13 protein-coding genes are annotated in these 14980 nt (G+C 41.4%); 10 read left to right on the top strand and 3 right to left on the bottom strand.

Annotation, left to right across the window (positions count from 1 at the left end; translation table 11 throughout):
* Window positions 1–11: 11 nt before the first annotated feature.
* Window positions 12–1073 (top strand): alpha/beta hydrolase, encoded by a 1062-nt coding sequence (locus P2G54_RS07680; protein ID WP_275869840.1) that lies wholly within the window; start codon window positions 12–14, stop codon window positions 1071–1073.
* A 3-nt stretch (window positions 1074–1076) separates the two neighbouring features.
* Window positions 1077–2699, top strand: a complete 1623-nt coding sequence (locus tag P2G54_RS07675) for a membrane dipeptidase (RefSeq protein WP_275869839.1) — start codon at window positions 1077–1079, stop codon at window positions 2697–2699.
* A gap of 13 nt (window positions 2700–2712) precedes the next feature.
* On the opposite strand, the gene P2G54_RS07670 is transcribed toward P2G54_RS07675, so the two are convergent.
* Window positions 2713–3675 carry a tryptophan 2,3-dioxygenase family protein gene (locus tag P2G54_RS07670; RefSeq protein ID WP_275869838.1) on the bottom strand — a complete coding sequence of 321 codons (963 nt, stop codon included), beginning with the start codon at window positions 3673–3675 and terminating at the stop codon, window positions 2713–2715.
* Between the two features lie 116 nt (window positions 3676–3791).
* On the opposite strand from P2G54_RS07670, the gene P2G54_RS07665 reads away from it, so the two are divergent.
* Window positions 3792–4997 (top strand): acyl-CoA dehydrogenase family protein, encoded by a 1206-nt coding sequence (locus P2G54_RS07665; RefSeq protein WP_275869837.1) that lies wholly within the window; start codon window positions 3792–3794, stop codon window positions 4995–4997.
* 58 nt (window positions 4998–5055) lie between these two features.
* On the opposite strand, the gene P2G54_RS07660 is transcribed toward P2G54_RS07665, so the two are convergent.
* Window positions 5056–6147 (bottom strand): DUF1573 domain-containing protein, encoded by a 1092-nt coding sequence (locus P2G54_RS07660; RefSeq protein WP_275869836.1) that lies wholly within the window; start codon window positions 6145–6147, stop codon window positions 5056–5058.
* A 70-nt stretch (window positions 6148–6217) separates the two neighbouring features.
* Here P2G54_RS07660 and trpS point away from each other — a divergent pair, with 70 nt between their 5' ends.
* The 7 genes from trpS (at window position 6218) to P2G54_RS07625 (ending at window position 14383) form a co-directional block, all read left to right on the top strand.
* Entirely contained in the window at window positions 6218–7192 is a 975-nt protein-coding gene (gene trpS / locus P2G54_RS07655) for a tryptophan--tRNA ligase (protein ID WP_275869835.1), read from the top strand.
* A 330-nt stretch (window positions 7193–7522) separates the two neighbouring features.
* Entirely contained in the window at window positions 7523–7780 is a 258-nt protein-coding gene (locus P2G54_RS07650) for a PqqD family protein (protein WP_275869834.1), read from the top strand.
* Entirely contained in the window at window positions 7773–8813 is a 1041-nt protein-coding gene (locus P2G54_RS07645; protein WP_275869833.1) for an ATP-grasp domain-containing protein, read from the top strand. Before P2G54_RS07650 ends, P2G54_RS07645 begins: the two co-directional genes overlap by 8 nt.
* Before the next feature lie 18 nt (window positions 8814–8831).
* Window positions 8832–10190, top strand: a complete 1359-nt coding sequence (locus tag P2G54_RS07640) for an alanine racemase (RefSeq protein WP_275869832.1) — start codon at window positions 8832–8834, stop codon at window positions 10188–10190.
* Window positions 10191–10209: 19 nt separating this feature from the next.
* Window positions 10210–12390, top strand: a complete 2181-nt coding sequence (locus P2G54_RS07635) for an urea transporter (protein ID WP_275869831.1) — start codon at window positions 10210–10212, stop codon at window positions 12388–12390.
* Window positions 12372–13724, top strand: coding sequence for a hypothetical protein (locus P2G54_RS07630; protein ID WP_275869829.1), 1353 nt, complete (start codon window positions 12372–12374; stop codon window positions 13722–13724). The genes P2G54_RS07635 and P2G54_RS07630 overlap by 19 nt, the downstream gene beginning before the upstream one ends.
* A gap of 71 nt (window positions 13725–13795) precedes the next feature.
* Window positions 13796–14383 (top strand): tetratricopeptide repeat protein, encoded by a 588-nt coding sequence (locus P2G54_RS07625; RefSeq protein WP_275869827.1) that lies wholly within the window; start codon window positions 13796–13798, stop codon window positions 14381–14383.
* A gap of 142 nt (window positions 14384–14525) precedes the next feature.
* On the opposite strand, the gene P2G54_RS07620 is transcribed toward P2G54_RS07625, so the two are convergent.
* The gene (locus P2G54_RS07620) at window positions 14526–14948 is read right to left on the bottom strand and encodes a hypothetical protein (RefSeq protein ID WP_275869825.1); all 423 of its coding nucleotides are present in this window, start codon (window positions 14946–14948) and stop codon (window positions 14526–14528) included.
* Window positions 14949–14980: the final 32 nt, after the last annotated feature.

Below are 14980 nucleotides of genomic sequence, written 5' to 3'. Positions count from 1 at the left end.
ACTTACATTTTATGGTAACACATTTCATCATCACAAACAGAGAGGTCACGTCCCGTAAAAGCAGCAATTACATTTCAGTAAATGAAAAAGAATTCATGCGAAAAGACGGAGATGAAGAGGCTCGTCACAACCTACGATATGGTACGGTTTCATTTGACCCCAAAAAGGCAAGGAAACTGAAGGACTTTAAAATCAATATTTTTTCTGAAGTCGCCGAGGCTACTCTGGAGAAATATGCCGATGACAAAGAGGTAAACAAGTCTGTCTTCCCCTCCACAAAGGTTTTTGAGGAACTCTATAATTCAGGGGTAAAACAAAGAAAAAACAAAGAAGGAGTTATTATTCAGGAAGACATACTGGTTTTTGTCCACGGGTTTAAATCTGATCTTGAAACAGCCCTCCAGACTTTGGCAGAGTTGAATAAAAAATATGTAGAACCTGAACATTCCACGATTAAGCACATCGTCCTGTTTACCTGGCCAGCCAAGAAAAAACTCTTGAAATACAGATCAGATGCTTATGATGCCATGCAGTCTGGCTTTGCCCTGGCTCGATCCATGGCATCCCTTCGGGAATTTTTCAAAAAGAAATTCGTACAGGAAAGAAAACCCATGTGCAACCAGAAGATTCATCTTATGTGCCATAGTATGGGCAACCGCGTTTTGGAAAACATGGTCAAAGGTGTGAATGATATCGGGATAGAAGTCAGTTCAATTTTTGGGGAGATTCTTTTAGTGGGGGCAGACATCGATTATTATGCCATGGAAAAACCCAACCCCCTTTACAAACTGATCGATTTTGGGGAGCGGGTCCATATTTATTACAACAACAAGGATCAAGCTCTGGGTATTTCCGAATTAACCAAAAATGCCTTTAACAGACTGGGAAGATGGGGAGCCAAAAACTCCGTCAATCTTGCGGATGACATTTACCAATGTGATGTCACCTACATTGAGGACGATGACGGACTTTTGCATGACACCGTCCACCATTGGTATTATACCAACTCCCCTTCGGTTGTGGAAGACATTATCCAGGTTTGCAAAGGCAACAGTTCCATTTTTTCTATTTAGGTCATGGCTAGGAAATTCTCAGATCTTCATTGCCACAACCATATGCGTGCGCATTTCCAGATGCAGGAAAAAAGGAAAAAATTCGAGCGAAAGGGGGAGTTTAGTCCTTGGACTGTCATTGCTTCTAACAAAAAGAACCATGAGGCTGGAAAAATGGGGGCTTCCTATTCCCAAATCGATCTGGTAAAATGCTGGAATTCAAATCTAAGACTGACTTTCAATTCCATGTATCCACTCGAACGGGATTTTGTGAAGGGAATGAAACCACAAATTGGCGAGGACAAATGGTACAAATTCCTGATAGCATTCGCAACCTCCCACAAATTGCCACTACGGGACTTTATTCAGGTAGCCTATATGAAAATTCCGGATCGGATGGTGGATTATGTCCAGTCTTCCGATTATGATTATTGGGAATCCTTGAACAGGGAATTTGAGTTTGTTTCCATGGATTCGGGAAAAGTCATTCCAAAAAATGAAATCTATCTTCCCGGAAATTTACTTGGGAGAAAACGGGCTGAACTGAAAAGAGCCCGCCAATATCCAAAGGAATACTTGGCTACCAACTCTTCCTATCGAATTCCAAAAACAAAACAGGAGCTAGAAAATTCCCTGACAAACCCAAATGAAATCACCATGGTACTTTCCATAGAAGGTGCTCATTCCTTTGGTACGGACCGGGTCCAATCCATTCAGGAAGTCTCCGATCGAATAAAGCACATGAAAAAGGAATGGGACTACCCTGTCTTTTTCATCACTTTTGCGCATCATTTTGATAATAAGCTTTGTGGCCATGCGCATTCTATTCCTGATAGCGGAAAACTCCTTCTCAATCAGCGGAAAAGAATGAACCAAGGCTTCAACAATAACGGGAGAAGAATAATTAAAGAAATCTTAGGACTGAACAATCATCTGGAAAAGGACACAGAATTGGGTTACAGAACCCTGATCGATGTCAAACACATGAGTGCAAGGTCAAGACAGGAGTATTATGCCATGGTCAAAGACTGCCTTGCCAAAGGCGACCGAATCCCGGTAATCGCATCTCATTGCGGTTATTCCGGAATCAGCACCTTGGACAAACACATAGAACTGGAAGGAAAAGAAAAGGACGATTACACCGACCCTAGTGGCAAGTTTAATGCTTGGAATATCAATATGTGTGATGAGGACATCGAGATCATAGCCCAAACCCGTGGCCTATTCGGTCTATCCTTTGACCAGCGAATCTTGGGAATCACCAAAAAAGACAAAAATACAAGCCGAAATGGAATCCAATTGATTTGGGAAAACATTGAAGGAATTCTAAAAAGTGCTTTTGAGAATCCAAATCTTAGCGACTCAGAAAAACGCCAAATTTGGAAATCCCTGACCATAGGAACTGATTTTGAAGGCTTGATCGATCCTGTCAACCCCTATCCCACCGCTCTGGAATTTGAGCAATTCTCAGAAAATTTGATTTCAATTATCGATCAAGAAAGAAGGAATGCGGGCAAAGCGCATTTGGCACATTTGAAATCCAAGGAAGATGTGGAAAAAGCAGTAAATGATTTCTGCTACAACAATTCAGAGTCTTTTGTTTTGGAAAACTTTCCGGACAAAAAACCAAAAAGCGCAGATTCCTAAATCTGCGCTTTTTTCAATCTTCTTTTCCAAAAATCTCCTTGACAACCCAGCCTTTCCCCCACTCTTCCATTTCTTCTTGGGTCCACAGCTCAGGAAAGAAAATCACTTTCTGAAAACGTGGAGGCAAATACTTTTGCCAATTGGTCCCCCCTGTAGCAGCGATATCCACAGGATCTCTTTGAAGATATCTGACAGCTGATTTGTAATGGGCCAAAGGCCAGAACACATTTGCCTTGAGGTCAAACTGGCGCATGAGTTCCACCAGTTCTGGAGACTTTTCTTTTAACTCTAAGTAACGCTGCCAGATATTCTTATCTCTGTATGAATCAATGAGTTCTGTTAAGAATTTCCCATACTTTTCTTCAAAACTTCGTAAAGTCAACGTCTTTTGACCTGTGGCCAATTCAATAGCCCCTTGCTGCCAATACAAATGCTCGAATAAGGAATTTGCCGGTGAATGTGCTCCAAACTCTCCTCTTTTTTCCATAGTCACCAAGTTGTAGGCATCGGTTGCCATCAGCTCTATTTCTCTAAACTGTGCACTTTGAAAGCCCGAAGAAGGCAAAAGAGACATCCTGAATTTCAGAAACTGCTCCCTTTCCATCCCTTTCCACATCATCGCAAAAGAACTGATCAAATGATCAAAATACATCAGAATCCTTTCCAGCCTTTTTACAAAAAAATCATTGGAAATCGGTTCCTTTTCGGCTATCTGCTCCATCTCAGAGATGATTAGCTTGAAGTACAACTCCGTGATCTGATGATAAATGATAAAAATTTTCTCGTCCTTAAAACTAGTTTTGGGTTGCTGAAGAGAAAGCAAAACATCCAAATTGATGTATTCCCAGTAGGTTAAATAATCGGCGTAAAGCAAACCTTCCAGATATGAAAGCATGTCCTGTCCGGAAGCTTTGAACTTCTCTTCCAGTTGATGGATTTTCTCTAGAATCTTCGGATCAAAATCAGCTTTGTGCATGGGGATTTTTTGAAAAAGGGTAGTTTTTTAGTTGCCGATCTATTTAATTCGAATCGGCTGGGAGTGCTTTTAATCCCGACAAAATTGTCTGATTCTATCCAAAAAAAAAAATTAATATGGAGGAGGTAACTATCAACAAATCCTTAAAGCAGGACCAATTCGAAGGCGTGGATTTTTTGAATATTGATGATCTGCTGACTGATGAGCACAAACTGATCAGAGGATCGATGAGAGATTTCGTAAAAAAAGAAATATCTCCCTACATAGAGGATTGGGCACAAAAAGCCCATTTCCCTCAGGAAATCGTCAAGAAATTCGGAGATGTTGGAGCATTCGGCCCTCAAATACCAGAAGAATATGGCGGAGGTGGACTGGATTACATCGCCTATGGATTGATAATGCAGGAAATAGAAAGAGGAGACTCTGGTATGCGTTCAACCGCTTCTGTTCAGGGATCCTTGGTAATGTACCCCATTTATAAATTCGGTTCGGAAGAACAACGTAAAAAATATCTTCCGAAGCTCGCCTCCGGTGAAATGCTTGGTTGTTTTGGATTAACGGAGCCGGATTATGGATCCAATCCCAGTGGAATGGCCACCAACTTCAAGGATATGGGAGACCACTATCTCCTCAACGGCTCGAAAATGTGGATTTCAAACTCTCCCAAAGCTGACATTGCTGTGGTATGGGCCAAAAACGAAGAAGGAAGAATTCATGGCCTGATTGTAGAAAGAGGAATGGAGGGTTTCACTACTCCGGAAACCCATAACAAATGGTCTCTTCGGGCTTCCTGTACAGGAGAATTGGTTTTTGACAATGTGAAAGTACCTAAAGAAAACTTACTTCCGGGCAAATCCGGTCTGGGAGCTCCCATGATGTGTTTGGATTCTGCCAGATTTGGAATCGCATGGGGTGCTATTGGTGCTGCCATGGATTGCTATGAATCTGCTAGAAAGTATGCAGCAGAAAGAATTCAGTTTGACAAACCCATCGCAAGCTTCCAATTGATGCAAAAGAAGTTAGCTGAAATGCTTACAGAAATCACCAAAGCCCAGTTACTGGCTTGGAAAGTAGGCAAAATGATGAATGAAGGTAAAGCCAAAACAGTACATATTTCTATGGCAAAACGAAATAATGTCGCAATGGCTTTGGAAGTAGCTAGAGAAGCAAGACAAATGCATGGAGGTATGGGAATCACAGGAGAATATCCTATCATGCGCCATATGATGAATTTGGAATCTGTAGTCACCTACGAAGGAACTCACGACATCCATCTTCTAATACTAGGTCATGAGATTACTGGAATTCCAGCATTCAAATAAAAATAAAGAAGCCTCAAAAGTAGATTTTGAGGCTTCTTCATTCAAGGGGTATTTTGGATTATTTAATCCTCGATTTGATTACAAGTCCCTGCACAGGATTCAGGGGATCATTACTGAAAATATAAATATTCCGTTGATCAATTCCTTTTCTTCCTTTTGGGTCAAATGTAATTTTGAGTTCAATTGATTCTCCTGGATTCACACTAGTGGTGGGCAATTCCAGTTTCAAACAGGAACAATTCCCTTGGATTTTAAGGATTTCGAGTACCTGTCTTCCCTTGTTGGTCAAAGTAACAACCTCATGCTGAATAGAATTGGCGCTGATTTCCTTCAGATCAATTTCCTTAGTACTTAGGGCAAGGTTGGGTACTGCCCCTAACTCCTCTTTGGAAAAAGGAGGGAAATATTGAAACACATTGGCTACCACATCCAATTGAAGGGTGATACTGTCAGACCAAGAAATCGCCATCGGGTCTTCGAAAAACCCCAGGTCATCTTTCTCAGCACCAGAGTAGATCAGCTGTATAAGTCCTCTATCATTAGAGGGGATCATCTGTTGAATCTGTCGAACCTGAATGTATTCTGGACCAAATTTAGTGAGGCTGTCTGCGTGCAAAACCTGATCACTAAAATTGAAAATCTCAAAATCCTTCACTTTAGGTTCATTGGTAAAAACATCTCCCATATTGACTTTCTGAAGTCTCAGCCCAATATCACCCTGACGAAAAGGATATTCTCTTTCGGGATTTTGAGGGTATGGAATCACTGTCCCTTCCAGGTAAAGGGTATCTTGAGTTTCAAACAAATTGCCCTTTACTACCACCAGTCTGCTGAAGTTTCCCGCAGCAGTTGCTGGATCAAAAGAAACCTGAAGGCGACCCTTTCCTCCCACTTCAAGGGTATCCTGAGTATATTCCACAGTGGTGCAACCACAATCGGTCCAGACCTTTTCAATATAAAAAAGTGAGTCCTGAGTATGGGTAAAACGAAACTCCACTACCTGTGTTCCCATTTCCTCAAGAATAGTCCCTAACTCGATTTTATTTACCTCCCAGATAATCTTGGGCGTCACAGTTTCCTGAGCATGACTGAGTTGCGTCAATGAAAGGGCAATTGCTAAAATTAGAGTCAGGTTTTTTAGGAAGATCATACCCGCAAATAACGCATAAATTCAGACGTATTATAGGCCGATTTACTTAATTTGCGCTAAAATCAGACTGATGGCAAGAGTACTTACAGGCATTCAGAGTAGCGGAAGACCCCACTTGGGAAATATTTTAGGTGCAATAATTCCCGCTATTGAATTGGCAAAGCAAAACCAGGAAGAATCCTTCATCTTCATTGCGGACTTTCATTCCCTTACCAGTTCCAAAGACGGTGAACTAAGAAAGGAAAATACACTTGCAGTAGCAGCTGCATGGCTGGCATTTGGTTTAGATATTGAAAAAACCGTATTCTATAGACAGTCCCGCAGACCAGAAGTTGCTGAGCTCACCTGGTACCTCAACTGCTTTACTCCATTTCCCATGCTTGCCAATGCGCACAGCTTCAAAGACAAATCAGAGCGTCTAGCCGATGTGAATGCGGGTCTGTTTACCTATCCCGTTTTGATGGCTGCTGATATCTTGTTGTATTCGGCAGATTTGGTACCTGTTGGCAAAGACCAGCTCCAGCATCTTGAAATTACTCGGGATATTGCTTCAACCTTCAACAGAATAATGGAAGAGGATATTCTAACCATACCAGAAGCCAGAATTTCGGAATCTGTCAAAACCATTCCAGGAACTGACGGACAAAAAATGAGCAAATCCTACAATAACTACATAGACATTTTTCTTCCTGAAAAACAGCTGAAGAAAAACATCAACAGTATTGTAACAGACAGCACCCTACTAGAGGAGCCCAAAGATCCAGATACCTGCAACGTATTCAAGCTGTACAGCCTGCTAGCTACCGAAGAACAAATTTCCCAAATGCGCTCCAATTATCAGGGAGGCAATTATGGCTATGGACATGCCAAAAAAGAATTCATGGAATTAATTCTCAGTAAGTTTGCTGAGGAGAGGAAAGCCTTTGATTACTTTATGAGCAATCCTGAGGAAATTGAGAAAAAGCTTGCTGCTGGAGAAGAAAAAGCGAAAGCAGTAGGAGAAAAACTTTTGAATACTGTTCGAGAAAAACTTGGTTTCAGATAAGCATAAAAAAGCCCGGCATTGACCGGGCTTTTTTATGCTTATTCGTTTCCTCCAAAGATTTTTTCATATGCCCTATCTCATACCTTAACGAGGCAGGAAATCCGCTGAAATGGCAAGAAGAATAATTGTTTAATCTGTAATCCTGCTGAAACACACGAGGTTCACATGGGTACCACACAAGTCTTGTTCAGGAATTGCCAAAACCCCTTCAAAATCCAAGGATTTTCAAGCAATTAACTTCTTTTGAAGTGACAAAGGTCATAAAATCCCTCATGGTCAATGGTTAAATTTAATTGTAGTAGTAAGTCAGCAATTACATCTTTTAAAGTCATGCTCAAGATCAGGAAAAACATCGCCATCAGTGACTCGGGATTTGTGTTTGACCCCATGTCCGGAGAGTCCTTTTCTCTAAACCCCATAGGGTTGGAAATAATCCAGTTGATCAAAAACGGGAACAACTTTAAAGAGATAACAAAAGTCATTTTGGATAAATACCAAGTCGATGAAGAAACACTCGACAGGTATTTCTATGATTTTATCTCTACCCTCAAGCAATTTAATCTCTTGGAATCAACTAGTCATGGCTAAGCTCACCATTGCCCTATCCGGGCTGAACAACATCGATAGTCCTGGCCCCGGGATACCTGTCATTCGCGGGATCAGAGACTCAAAAATCCTGGATGCCAGAATTATTGGTTTGGCCTATGAAAATCTGGACCCAGGGGCTTATATGCATGAATTAGTAGATAAAACTTACAAGGTTCCTTATCCCTCCGATGGGGTAGAACCCCTACTCGAGCGCCTGAAGTATATTCATGAAAAGGAACAGATTGATGTCATGATCCCAAATTTTGATGCGGAACTTTTCACCTTCATGAAGTCTGAAAAAATCCTTCAGGAAATGGGAATACAAACCTTTCTGCCCACCCTCAAACAGTTTGAAGAAAGGCATAAAGCCAACTTACCGGAATTTGGAGAAAAATACGGGGTGAAAGTACCCTATAGCGAACCCATCACCAGCGTACAGGATTTTATGAATCACAAGGATAAGTTTGAATTTCCTGTCGTGGTAAAGGGTAAGTTTTATGATGCATATATCGCCTATGACCTGGATCAGCTCAATATGTACTTCAATAAAATCGCGGCAAAATGGGGGCTTCCCATCGTGATTCAGGAATTTGTCATAGGAACAGAAGTCAATGTAGTGGCACTGGGTGACGGCAAAGGCAATACTATCGGAGCAGTTCCCATGCGGAAAACCTACATCACCGACAAAGGAAAAGCTTGGGGAGGTATCACATTGGAAGACCCTTCCATGATGAAATTGACAGCTAAAATCATCTCCCAAACCCAATGGAGAGGAGGCATGGAACTAGAACTGATCCGGACTGCCAAGAATGAGCTTTACCTAATTGAGATCAACCCCAGATTGCCGGCTTGGGTTTACCTCGCAGTAGCGGCTGGACAAAACCTTCCCGAAGCCTTGGTTAGACTCGCTTTAGGAGAACAGGTAGAACCTTTTCAAGAATACCAATCAGGAAAAATGTTTATCCGATACTCCTACGATATGATTACTGAATTACACGAATTCGAACAACTGTCCACCAAGGGTGAACTGTAGAAATAAAGACTAATTGCCATGGAAAAGTTAGCTTTTGAAAGACCAATTATACAACGAATCAATGCCGGATTGCCCAGCAAACATGGGATTTCGAGAAAATTGGAACCGATCTCTCATATCGATGAGGTCCCCATCAAGTCCCTGATGGATGAATATGGTTCTCCCCTATTTATCCTATCAGAGTCCACCATTAGAAAAACCTACAAGGAAGCCTACAGAGCCTTTAGCTCCAGATATCCCAATGTCCAGTTTGCATGGTCCTATAAAACCAACTATCTCAACGCAGTGTGTAATGTATTCCATCAGGAGGGTTCCTGGGCTGAGGTAGTTTCAGGGTTCGAATATGACAAGGCAATTGCTAATGGGGTTCCGGGAGAATTGATCATTTTCAACGGCCCGGATAAAAGTAGAGAAGACCTTAAAAAAGCGATCAACAACGGTTCCTTGATCCATATTGATCATTTTGATGAACTCTATGACATCATCCATATTTCAAAGGAAATAAAGGAGAGACCAAAGGTGGCAATTAGGGTAAACATGGATGTGGGGGTTTATCCAAAGTGGGACCGCTTCGGCTTTAACTTTGAAAATGGGGAAGCCTGGGATGCACTCAACAGGATCATGGGCAGCAAAAACCTGGATCTCATCGGTTTGCATACTCACATTGGCACCTATATGATGACCACTGAAGCTTACCGGGTGGCAGCCTCAAAACTTGCTCATCTGGCAGTCAGTTTGGAACGAAAACATGGGCATGTCATCCAATACATTGATTTGGGAGGTGGTTTTGCTTCCAAAAACACGCTCCGTGGAGCTTATTATCCGGGTACAGACACAGCCCCTTCTTTTGATGATTTTGCTGAGGCAATTACCACAGCATTGATGAATTCTGAAATCAAACCGAGTCATCTTCCCATGTTGATCCTCGAAACGGGAAGGGCCTTGATCGATGAAGCCGGATATCTGGCAGGAACCGTTTTGGCCAATAAAAGGCTGTCTGACGGTAGAAGAGCTACTATTATTGATGCAGGTGTCAATTTGCTCTTTACGGCTTTCTGGTACGAACATGAAATTCGTCCAATCGAGCCTATTTCGGAGCAAACTGAGGACACAATCATATATGGTCCCTTATGCATGAACATCGATGTGGTCCGAAGCAATATCACGTTTCCTTTGCTTAAAAAAGGTGACCATTATGTCATCCGAAGAGTTGGTGCTTATAACAACACCCAGTGGCTTCAATTCATCAATATGCGTCCAAATATCGTGATGCTGGATGTAGATGGAAAAACCCATTTGATCAGAAAAGCCGAAACCTTGGAGACCATAAATAATCAAGAAGTGACACCTGAACATCTCAGAAGTTTCAACCTCTAAATGGGCCAAGCCCAAATCCATGAAAAAGCTGGAATGGTTTACAAATGCCCTGTTTAATAGTTATGCACAGGTATTCTTTTCCAATAACAAATGGTTTGGACTGATCTTGCTCTTGTTGACTTTCGTGGATTTTTATGTGGGACTATATGGTTTTGTAGCTGTTTCCACAGCACTCCTGACAGGATATTTCATTGGTCTTAATGAGTATAATATCCGTCAGGGGTACTATGGTTTCAATTCATTACTTGTAGGAGTTGGCTTAGCAATTCATTTCCAACCTAGCCCATTGCTTCTTTTTTTAATTGTGATTTCGGGTGTATTTACGCTCTTTATTTCCCTGGCCTTTGAAGGGGTTTTAGGCAAATACGGACTTCCATTTTTGAGCATGCCATTCATTACGGTCTTTTTGCTGCTCAGTCTTGCTTCCCGTCAATTCATGGCTCTGGGGCTAAGCGAAAGAGGAATTTATGTATTCAATGATCTTTACTTTTGGGGAGGAAACATTCTGGTGAACATGTATGAATGGTGGAATCAAGTACAATTTCCACCTTCTCTGAAAACCTATTTTCTTTCCTTAGGCGCTATCTTCTTTCAGCAAAATGTCTTTGCCGGAGTCTTTGCTGCAATCGGCCTGCTTATTTATTCCAGAATAGGGTTTACACTTTCCTTGTTGGGATTTTACATCGCATATGTGTTTTACCTCGTTCTGGGAGTTCCTTTTACCGAAATCTCTTACAGCTACATCGGCTTCAATTTTATTTTGACTGCCATTGCCTTGGGTGGATTCTTCATCATTCCCAACAAAAGTTCATTTGCAAGCCTTTTGGTCCTGATACCTATGTTGGTCGTATTGAGTATTTCCATTCAGGAAATCTTCAATCTGTTTTACCTTCCTGTCCACTCCCTTCCTTTTAACCTGGCGGTACTGACTTTCTTGTATGGATTAAAGTTCCGGGTAGATAACCGCATTGGGTTGAGCACTATATTTTGGCAACAAAATTCCCCTGAGAAGAATCTGTATCACCACGTCAATTTCATGGAGCGCTTTGGAAAATCCAGTGCCACTCCTATTTACCTGCCATTTTTTGGGAAATGGACGGTCACCCAGGGACATAATGGCTCCTACACGCACAAAGATGAATGGAGGCACGCATGGGACTTTGAAATCAAGGACGAAGAGGGAAAAACATATAAAGATGAAGGCGACTTCCTTTCCGATTACTATTGCTACGACAAAAACATACTGGCTCCAGCCGACGGAACTGTAGAAGAAGTGGTCAATGAGATTGAGGACAACCCTATCGGTATAAGAAACCTTGAGAAAAACTGGGGAAACACCATCATCATCAAGCATGCAGATTTCTTGTATAGTAAATTATGCCATTTGAAAAAAGGGAGCATTATTCCCAAAAGAGGAGACCGAGTCAAAAAAGGAGATATCATTGCCAGATTGGGAAATTCGGGAAACTCCCCCTATCCCCACTTACATTTCCAACTGCAAGCCACTCCCTACATTGGGTCCAAAACAATTGACTATCCGATCTCAGATGTTTGGATGCTTTACAAGGGAAAAGATTCCTTGCTCTCAGTAGCCAACCCTCCAGAAGAGGCTTTGGTCACTTCCCTGGCTCCGCATACCTCATTGAAAAAGGCATTTTCATTCGTCATCGGAGAGCAATTAAAATTCAAAACCAAAGAGGGACAGGAAATCATCTGGAATGTCAAGCGGGATTATTTCCTCAACAGATTCCTGGAATGTGAAGCAACCGGAGCAAAAGCCTATTTCAAATTGGATGAGGCCATGCTGCATTTTACCCATTTTGAGGGAAGCCGCAAATCCCTTTTGTACCGCTTTTATTTGGCGGCCTACAAAATCAGCTTTGGCTATACTAGCGGATTGGAACTATCGGACAGTTTTCCTATCAACATAGTCTATCATCCTTCAAAAATCTTTCTACAAGATCTTATTGCCCCATTCTATAGATACCTGAAAGCCGAATACCGGCTCAGGTATCCGGAAAACGGAAAGGGACTATTCTTTAAGCCCCTTGAATTAAAAGGCGAAGTCATCAAAAGTTCCTTCGGCAGAACCACAAAGACTTCTTCCTTTGAGTTTATCATCGACAATTCTGGAATCAAAAGATTTCAATTTCAATCCACCCATTCAAACTCTGAAGCATCATGGATAGAAGCATTATAGGCATGGGTATCATACTGATACTCATTTGGGCCCGTCCGGCCCTTGCCCAACAACTTAGCCTAACCGAAGTGGATAGGGTCACCTATGAGTTATACCAACAAAAAAACTGGGATGACTTAGTCACGGAAGGTAATAAAGCCTTGAATTACGGCATTGACTATTACTACTTAAGAGTAAGATTAGGCATTGCCTATTATGAAAAACAAAATTTTCATTTGGCAGCAAAGCATTTAGAGAAGGCTTTGGAAATGAATAGCAGCGAGGTCTACGTAGAAGAATACCTGTATTATTCGTATTTATTGGCCGGTAGACAGGATGAAGCCCTACTAGTTGCTTCTGGGTTTTCTCCTGATCTTAAGCGAAAAACAGCTACAGATAAGCAGACCTTCATTGAGGGATTGGACTTGTCCTACAATTATACAAGTATCACCAAACCTGAAATCATAGACAATTTTACTGCGGATGTTCCATTGGACAGAGATGGTGCCCAATTCATTCCAAATCAGCAACACTACTTCTTAGTAGGGCTTCAACATCGTTTTTCACCCCGAATTTCATTTTATCATGGCTATTCCAACCTGCAAATCAGCCACCTGACATACACGCAGGTTTCTAGTGAGACATTCACAGATAATGATTTTAAGTCGGATCTGAATCAATATTATGCAGCACTTAGAGTGTTGATAGCCAAAGGGCTTAGCCTTTCGGGAGGTTTGCATTTTGTCAATTCAAGCTACCAAGCAACAACCTCAACAACTAGCGGATCGGGAAATAGCCCAATCATTAGATCAGTGACTTCCCGGGTAAGCAATAATGATTTTGTTGGCTTTATTTCACTTGAAAAGCGATTTGAGTACATCACACTTGGGGCAGGTTATTATAGGGGAAGCATCGCTGATTTCATTCAGAATCAGACTGACTTCAAGCTATTCACCTATCCCTTGGGAAATCTAAATCTATATACCCTCACAACTGCTTCCTACCAAAATCAAGATTTCAAAGACGGGAATGTCACCAACAGGGTATTGCTTGACCAACAGGTCGGACTGAAAACAACTGATTGGCTTTGGTTGGAAGGCTATGCCACCTTTGGGGAAATGGACAATTTTTTCCTAAAAGACGGCTTGGTCATCTACAACCGAATGGATGTTGTGAAACAAAGGTTGGGTGGGCGTTTGATCCTGCTCCCAAATCCTAAATGGAAGATCACATTGGACTATACCTACCTTTCCAATCAAAGCCAGTTTATCCAAACTCCCTTTACCGGAGAAGATTATAACATTAAGAAATACCAACTTCATTCGTTAACTGCAACAACATCATGGAAATTCTAACATCCCCCCCAAGCATAGGTTTCAAAACAGTTAATTCTAGCATATTATTCAAGATTTTGAAGCCATTCTTAATGACTTTAGCACTAATGGTGGCATTTAATTCAAGTGCCCAGGACAATGTCATAGCTGCATTCAAACAAAGTTATGACTTGGAAAAAACAGGTGATTTCAAAACAGCAGCTGAAAAATTAAAGGCTGTTTATCAGGAAGATGGCTACGAGATTAATTTACGCTTAGGTTGGCTCCATTACCTGTCAGGACAGCTACCCGAATCAGTTGATTATTACCAAAAAGCAGTCAACCTGAAACCCTATGCCATTGAACCCAAACTGGGTTTGGCATTTCCTCTGTCCATGCAGGGAAACTGGAATCAAATCATTGGGCTTTATGAGGAAATCCTGAAAACTGATCCCCAAAATTCCTTAATTAATTACAGGTTGGGGTTGATTTATTACAACCGGGAGAATTATAACAAAGCAGATCCCTACTTGGAAAAAGTCGTCAATCTCTACCCCTTTGATTATGATGGGTTGATCCTGTTAGCCTGGAATAAACTCAACCTTCAAAAAACCAGAGAAGCGAAAGTACTGTTCCAAAAAGTCCTGATGAACAATCCAGGTGATACGTCTGCTTTAGAAGGACTGGAACTTATCAAATAAGGATTATTGAAAATGCATCCAACAAAAGCTAATAAGGGAAGATTCTGCGAGTTCAATTCCTAATTTGATTTTTCTTCTAATAAAAATGCCCCCAACAAGTCAGACACTTATTGGGGGCATTTAGTATTAGGCTCTCTTAATTTTATCTACTTCTCCAAAGATCTTTCATTTGCTGACCATTGATAAGCATCACAAATCTAACCGGATTGGGAATCAATACGATTCGAACATCCAGTTTATCAAATTGATCTGATTCAATCGGAACTCCCTCCTGTCCCTGAACTTCATAACTCACAATTCCCCTGGCATCTGCAAGCAAAGGCTTGTACTTATTGGCAATGTAAGCGGTAGGCAAAAGGATATCAGTATCCGACTTGAGAACGGCATAGATCTTCTCGAGTTCATTTTCGAGAAGCTCTTCATACTCCTCATTGAAATCATCTTCCAAATCATGTATCTCCTCCTCTAGGTCATCATAGTGAGCATCACTATAATCCATTTCAGCCAATTGATTCCTTTTTTCAACAATTTCGGTGAGCTCCTTATCCAGCTTATCCCAGTTCATTTTTAATCTTTTTGTTTGAATTTGGTTTTGTT

Origin of the sequence: Algoriphagus sp. CAU 1675 (genome assembly GCF_029222925.1) — a bacterium.
Taxonomy (GTDB): Bacteria; Bacteroidota; Bacteroidia; order Cytophagales; family Cyclobacteriaceae; genus Algoriphagus.
The sequence above is the reverse complement of the archived record's forward strand: the minus strand, read 5'-3'. Positions and strand labels throughout refer to the sequence as shown.

What these genes read in the sequence shown, in the direction of transcription:
- P2G54_RS07680 (WP_275869840.1), top strand. Translation starts at nt 12, where the DNA reads ATGGTAACACATTTCATCATCACAAACAGAGAGGTCACGTCCCGTAAA.
- P2G54_RS07675 (WP_275869839.1), top strand. Translation starts at nt 1,077, where the DNA reads ATGGCTAGGAAATTCTCAGATCTTCATTGCCACAACCATATGCGTGCG.
- P2G54_RS07670 (WP_275869838.1), bottom strand. Translation starts at nt 3,675, where the DNA reads ATGCACAAAGCTGATTTTGATCCGAAGATTCTAGAGAAAATCCATCAA.
- P2G54_RS07665 (WP_275869837.1), top strand. Translation starts at nt 3,792, where the DNA reads ATGGAGGAGGTAACTATCAACAAATCCTTAAAGCAGGACCAATTCGAA.
- P2G54_RS07660 (WP_275869836.1), bottom strand. Translation starts at nt 6,147, where the DNA reads ATGATCTTCCTAAAAAACCTGACTCTAATTTTAGCAATTGCCCTTTCA.
- trpS (WP_275869835.1), top strand. Translation starts at nt 6,218, where the DNA reads ATGGCAAGAGTACTTACAGGCATTCAGAGTAGCGGAAGACCCCACTTG.
- P2G54_RS07650 (WP_275869834.1), top strand. Translation starts at nt 7,523, where the DNA reads ATGCTCAAGATCAGGAAAAACATCGCCATCAGTGACTCGGGATTTGTG.
- P2G54_RS07645 (WP_275869833.1), top strand. Translation starts at nt 7,773, where the DNA reads ATGGCTAAGCTCACCATTGCCCTATCCGGGCTGAACAACATCGATAGT.
- P2G54_RS07640 (WP_275869832.1), top strand. Translation starts at nt 8,832, where the DNA reads ATGGAAAAGTTAGCTTTTGAAAGACCAATTATACAACGAATCAATGCC.
- P2G54_RS07635 (WP_275869831.1), top strand. Translation starts at nt 10,210, where the DNA reads ATGAAAAAGCTGGAATGGTTTACAAATGCCCTGTTTAATAGTTATGCA.
- P2G54_RS07630 (WP_275869829.1), top strand. Translation starts at nt 12,372, where the DNA reads ATGGATAGAAGCATTATAGGCATGGGTATCATACTGATACTCATTTGG.
- P2G54_RS07625 (WP_275869827.1), top strand. Translation starts at nt 13,796, where the DNA reads ATGACTTTAGCACTAATGGTGGCATTTAATTCAAGTGCCCAGGACAAT.
- P2G54_RS07620 (WP_275869825.1), bottom strand. Translation starts at nt 14,948, where the DNA reads ATGAACTGGGATAAGCTGGATAAGGAGCTCACCGAAATTGTTGAAAAA.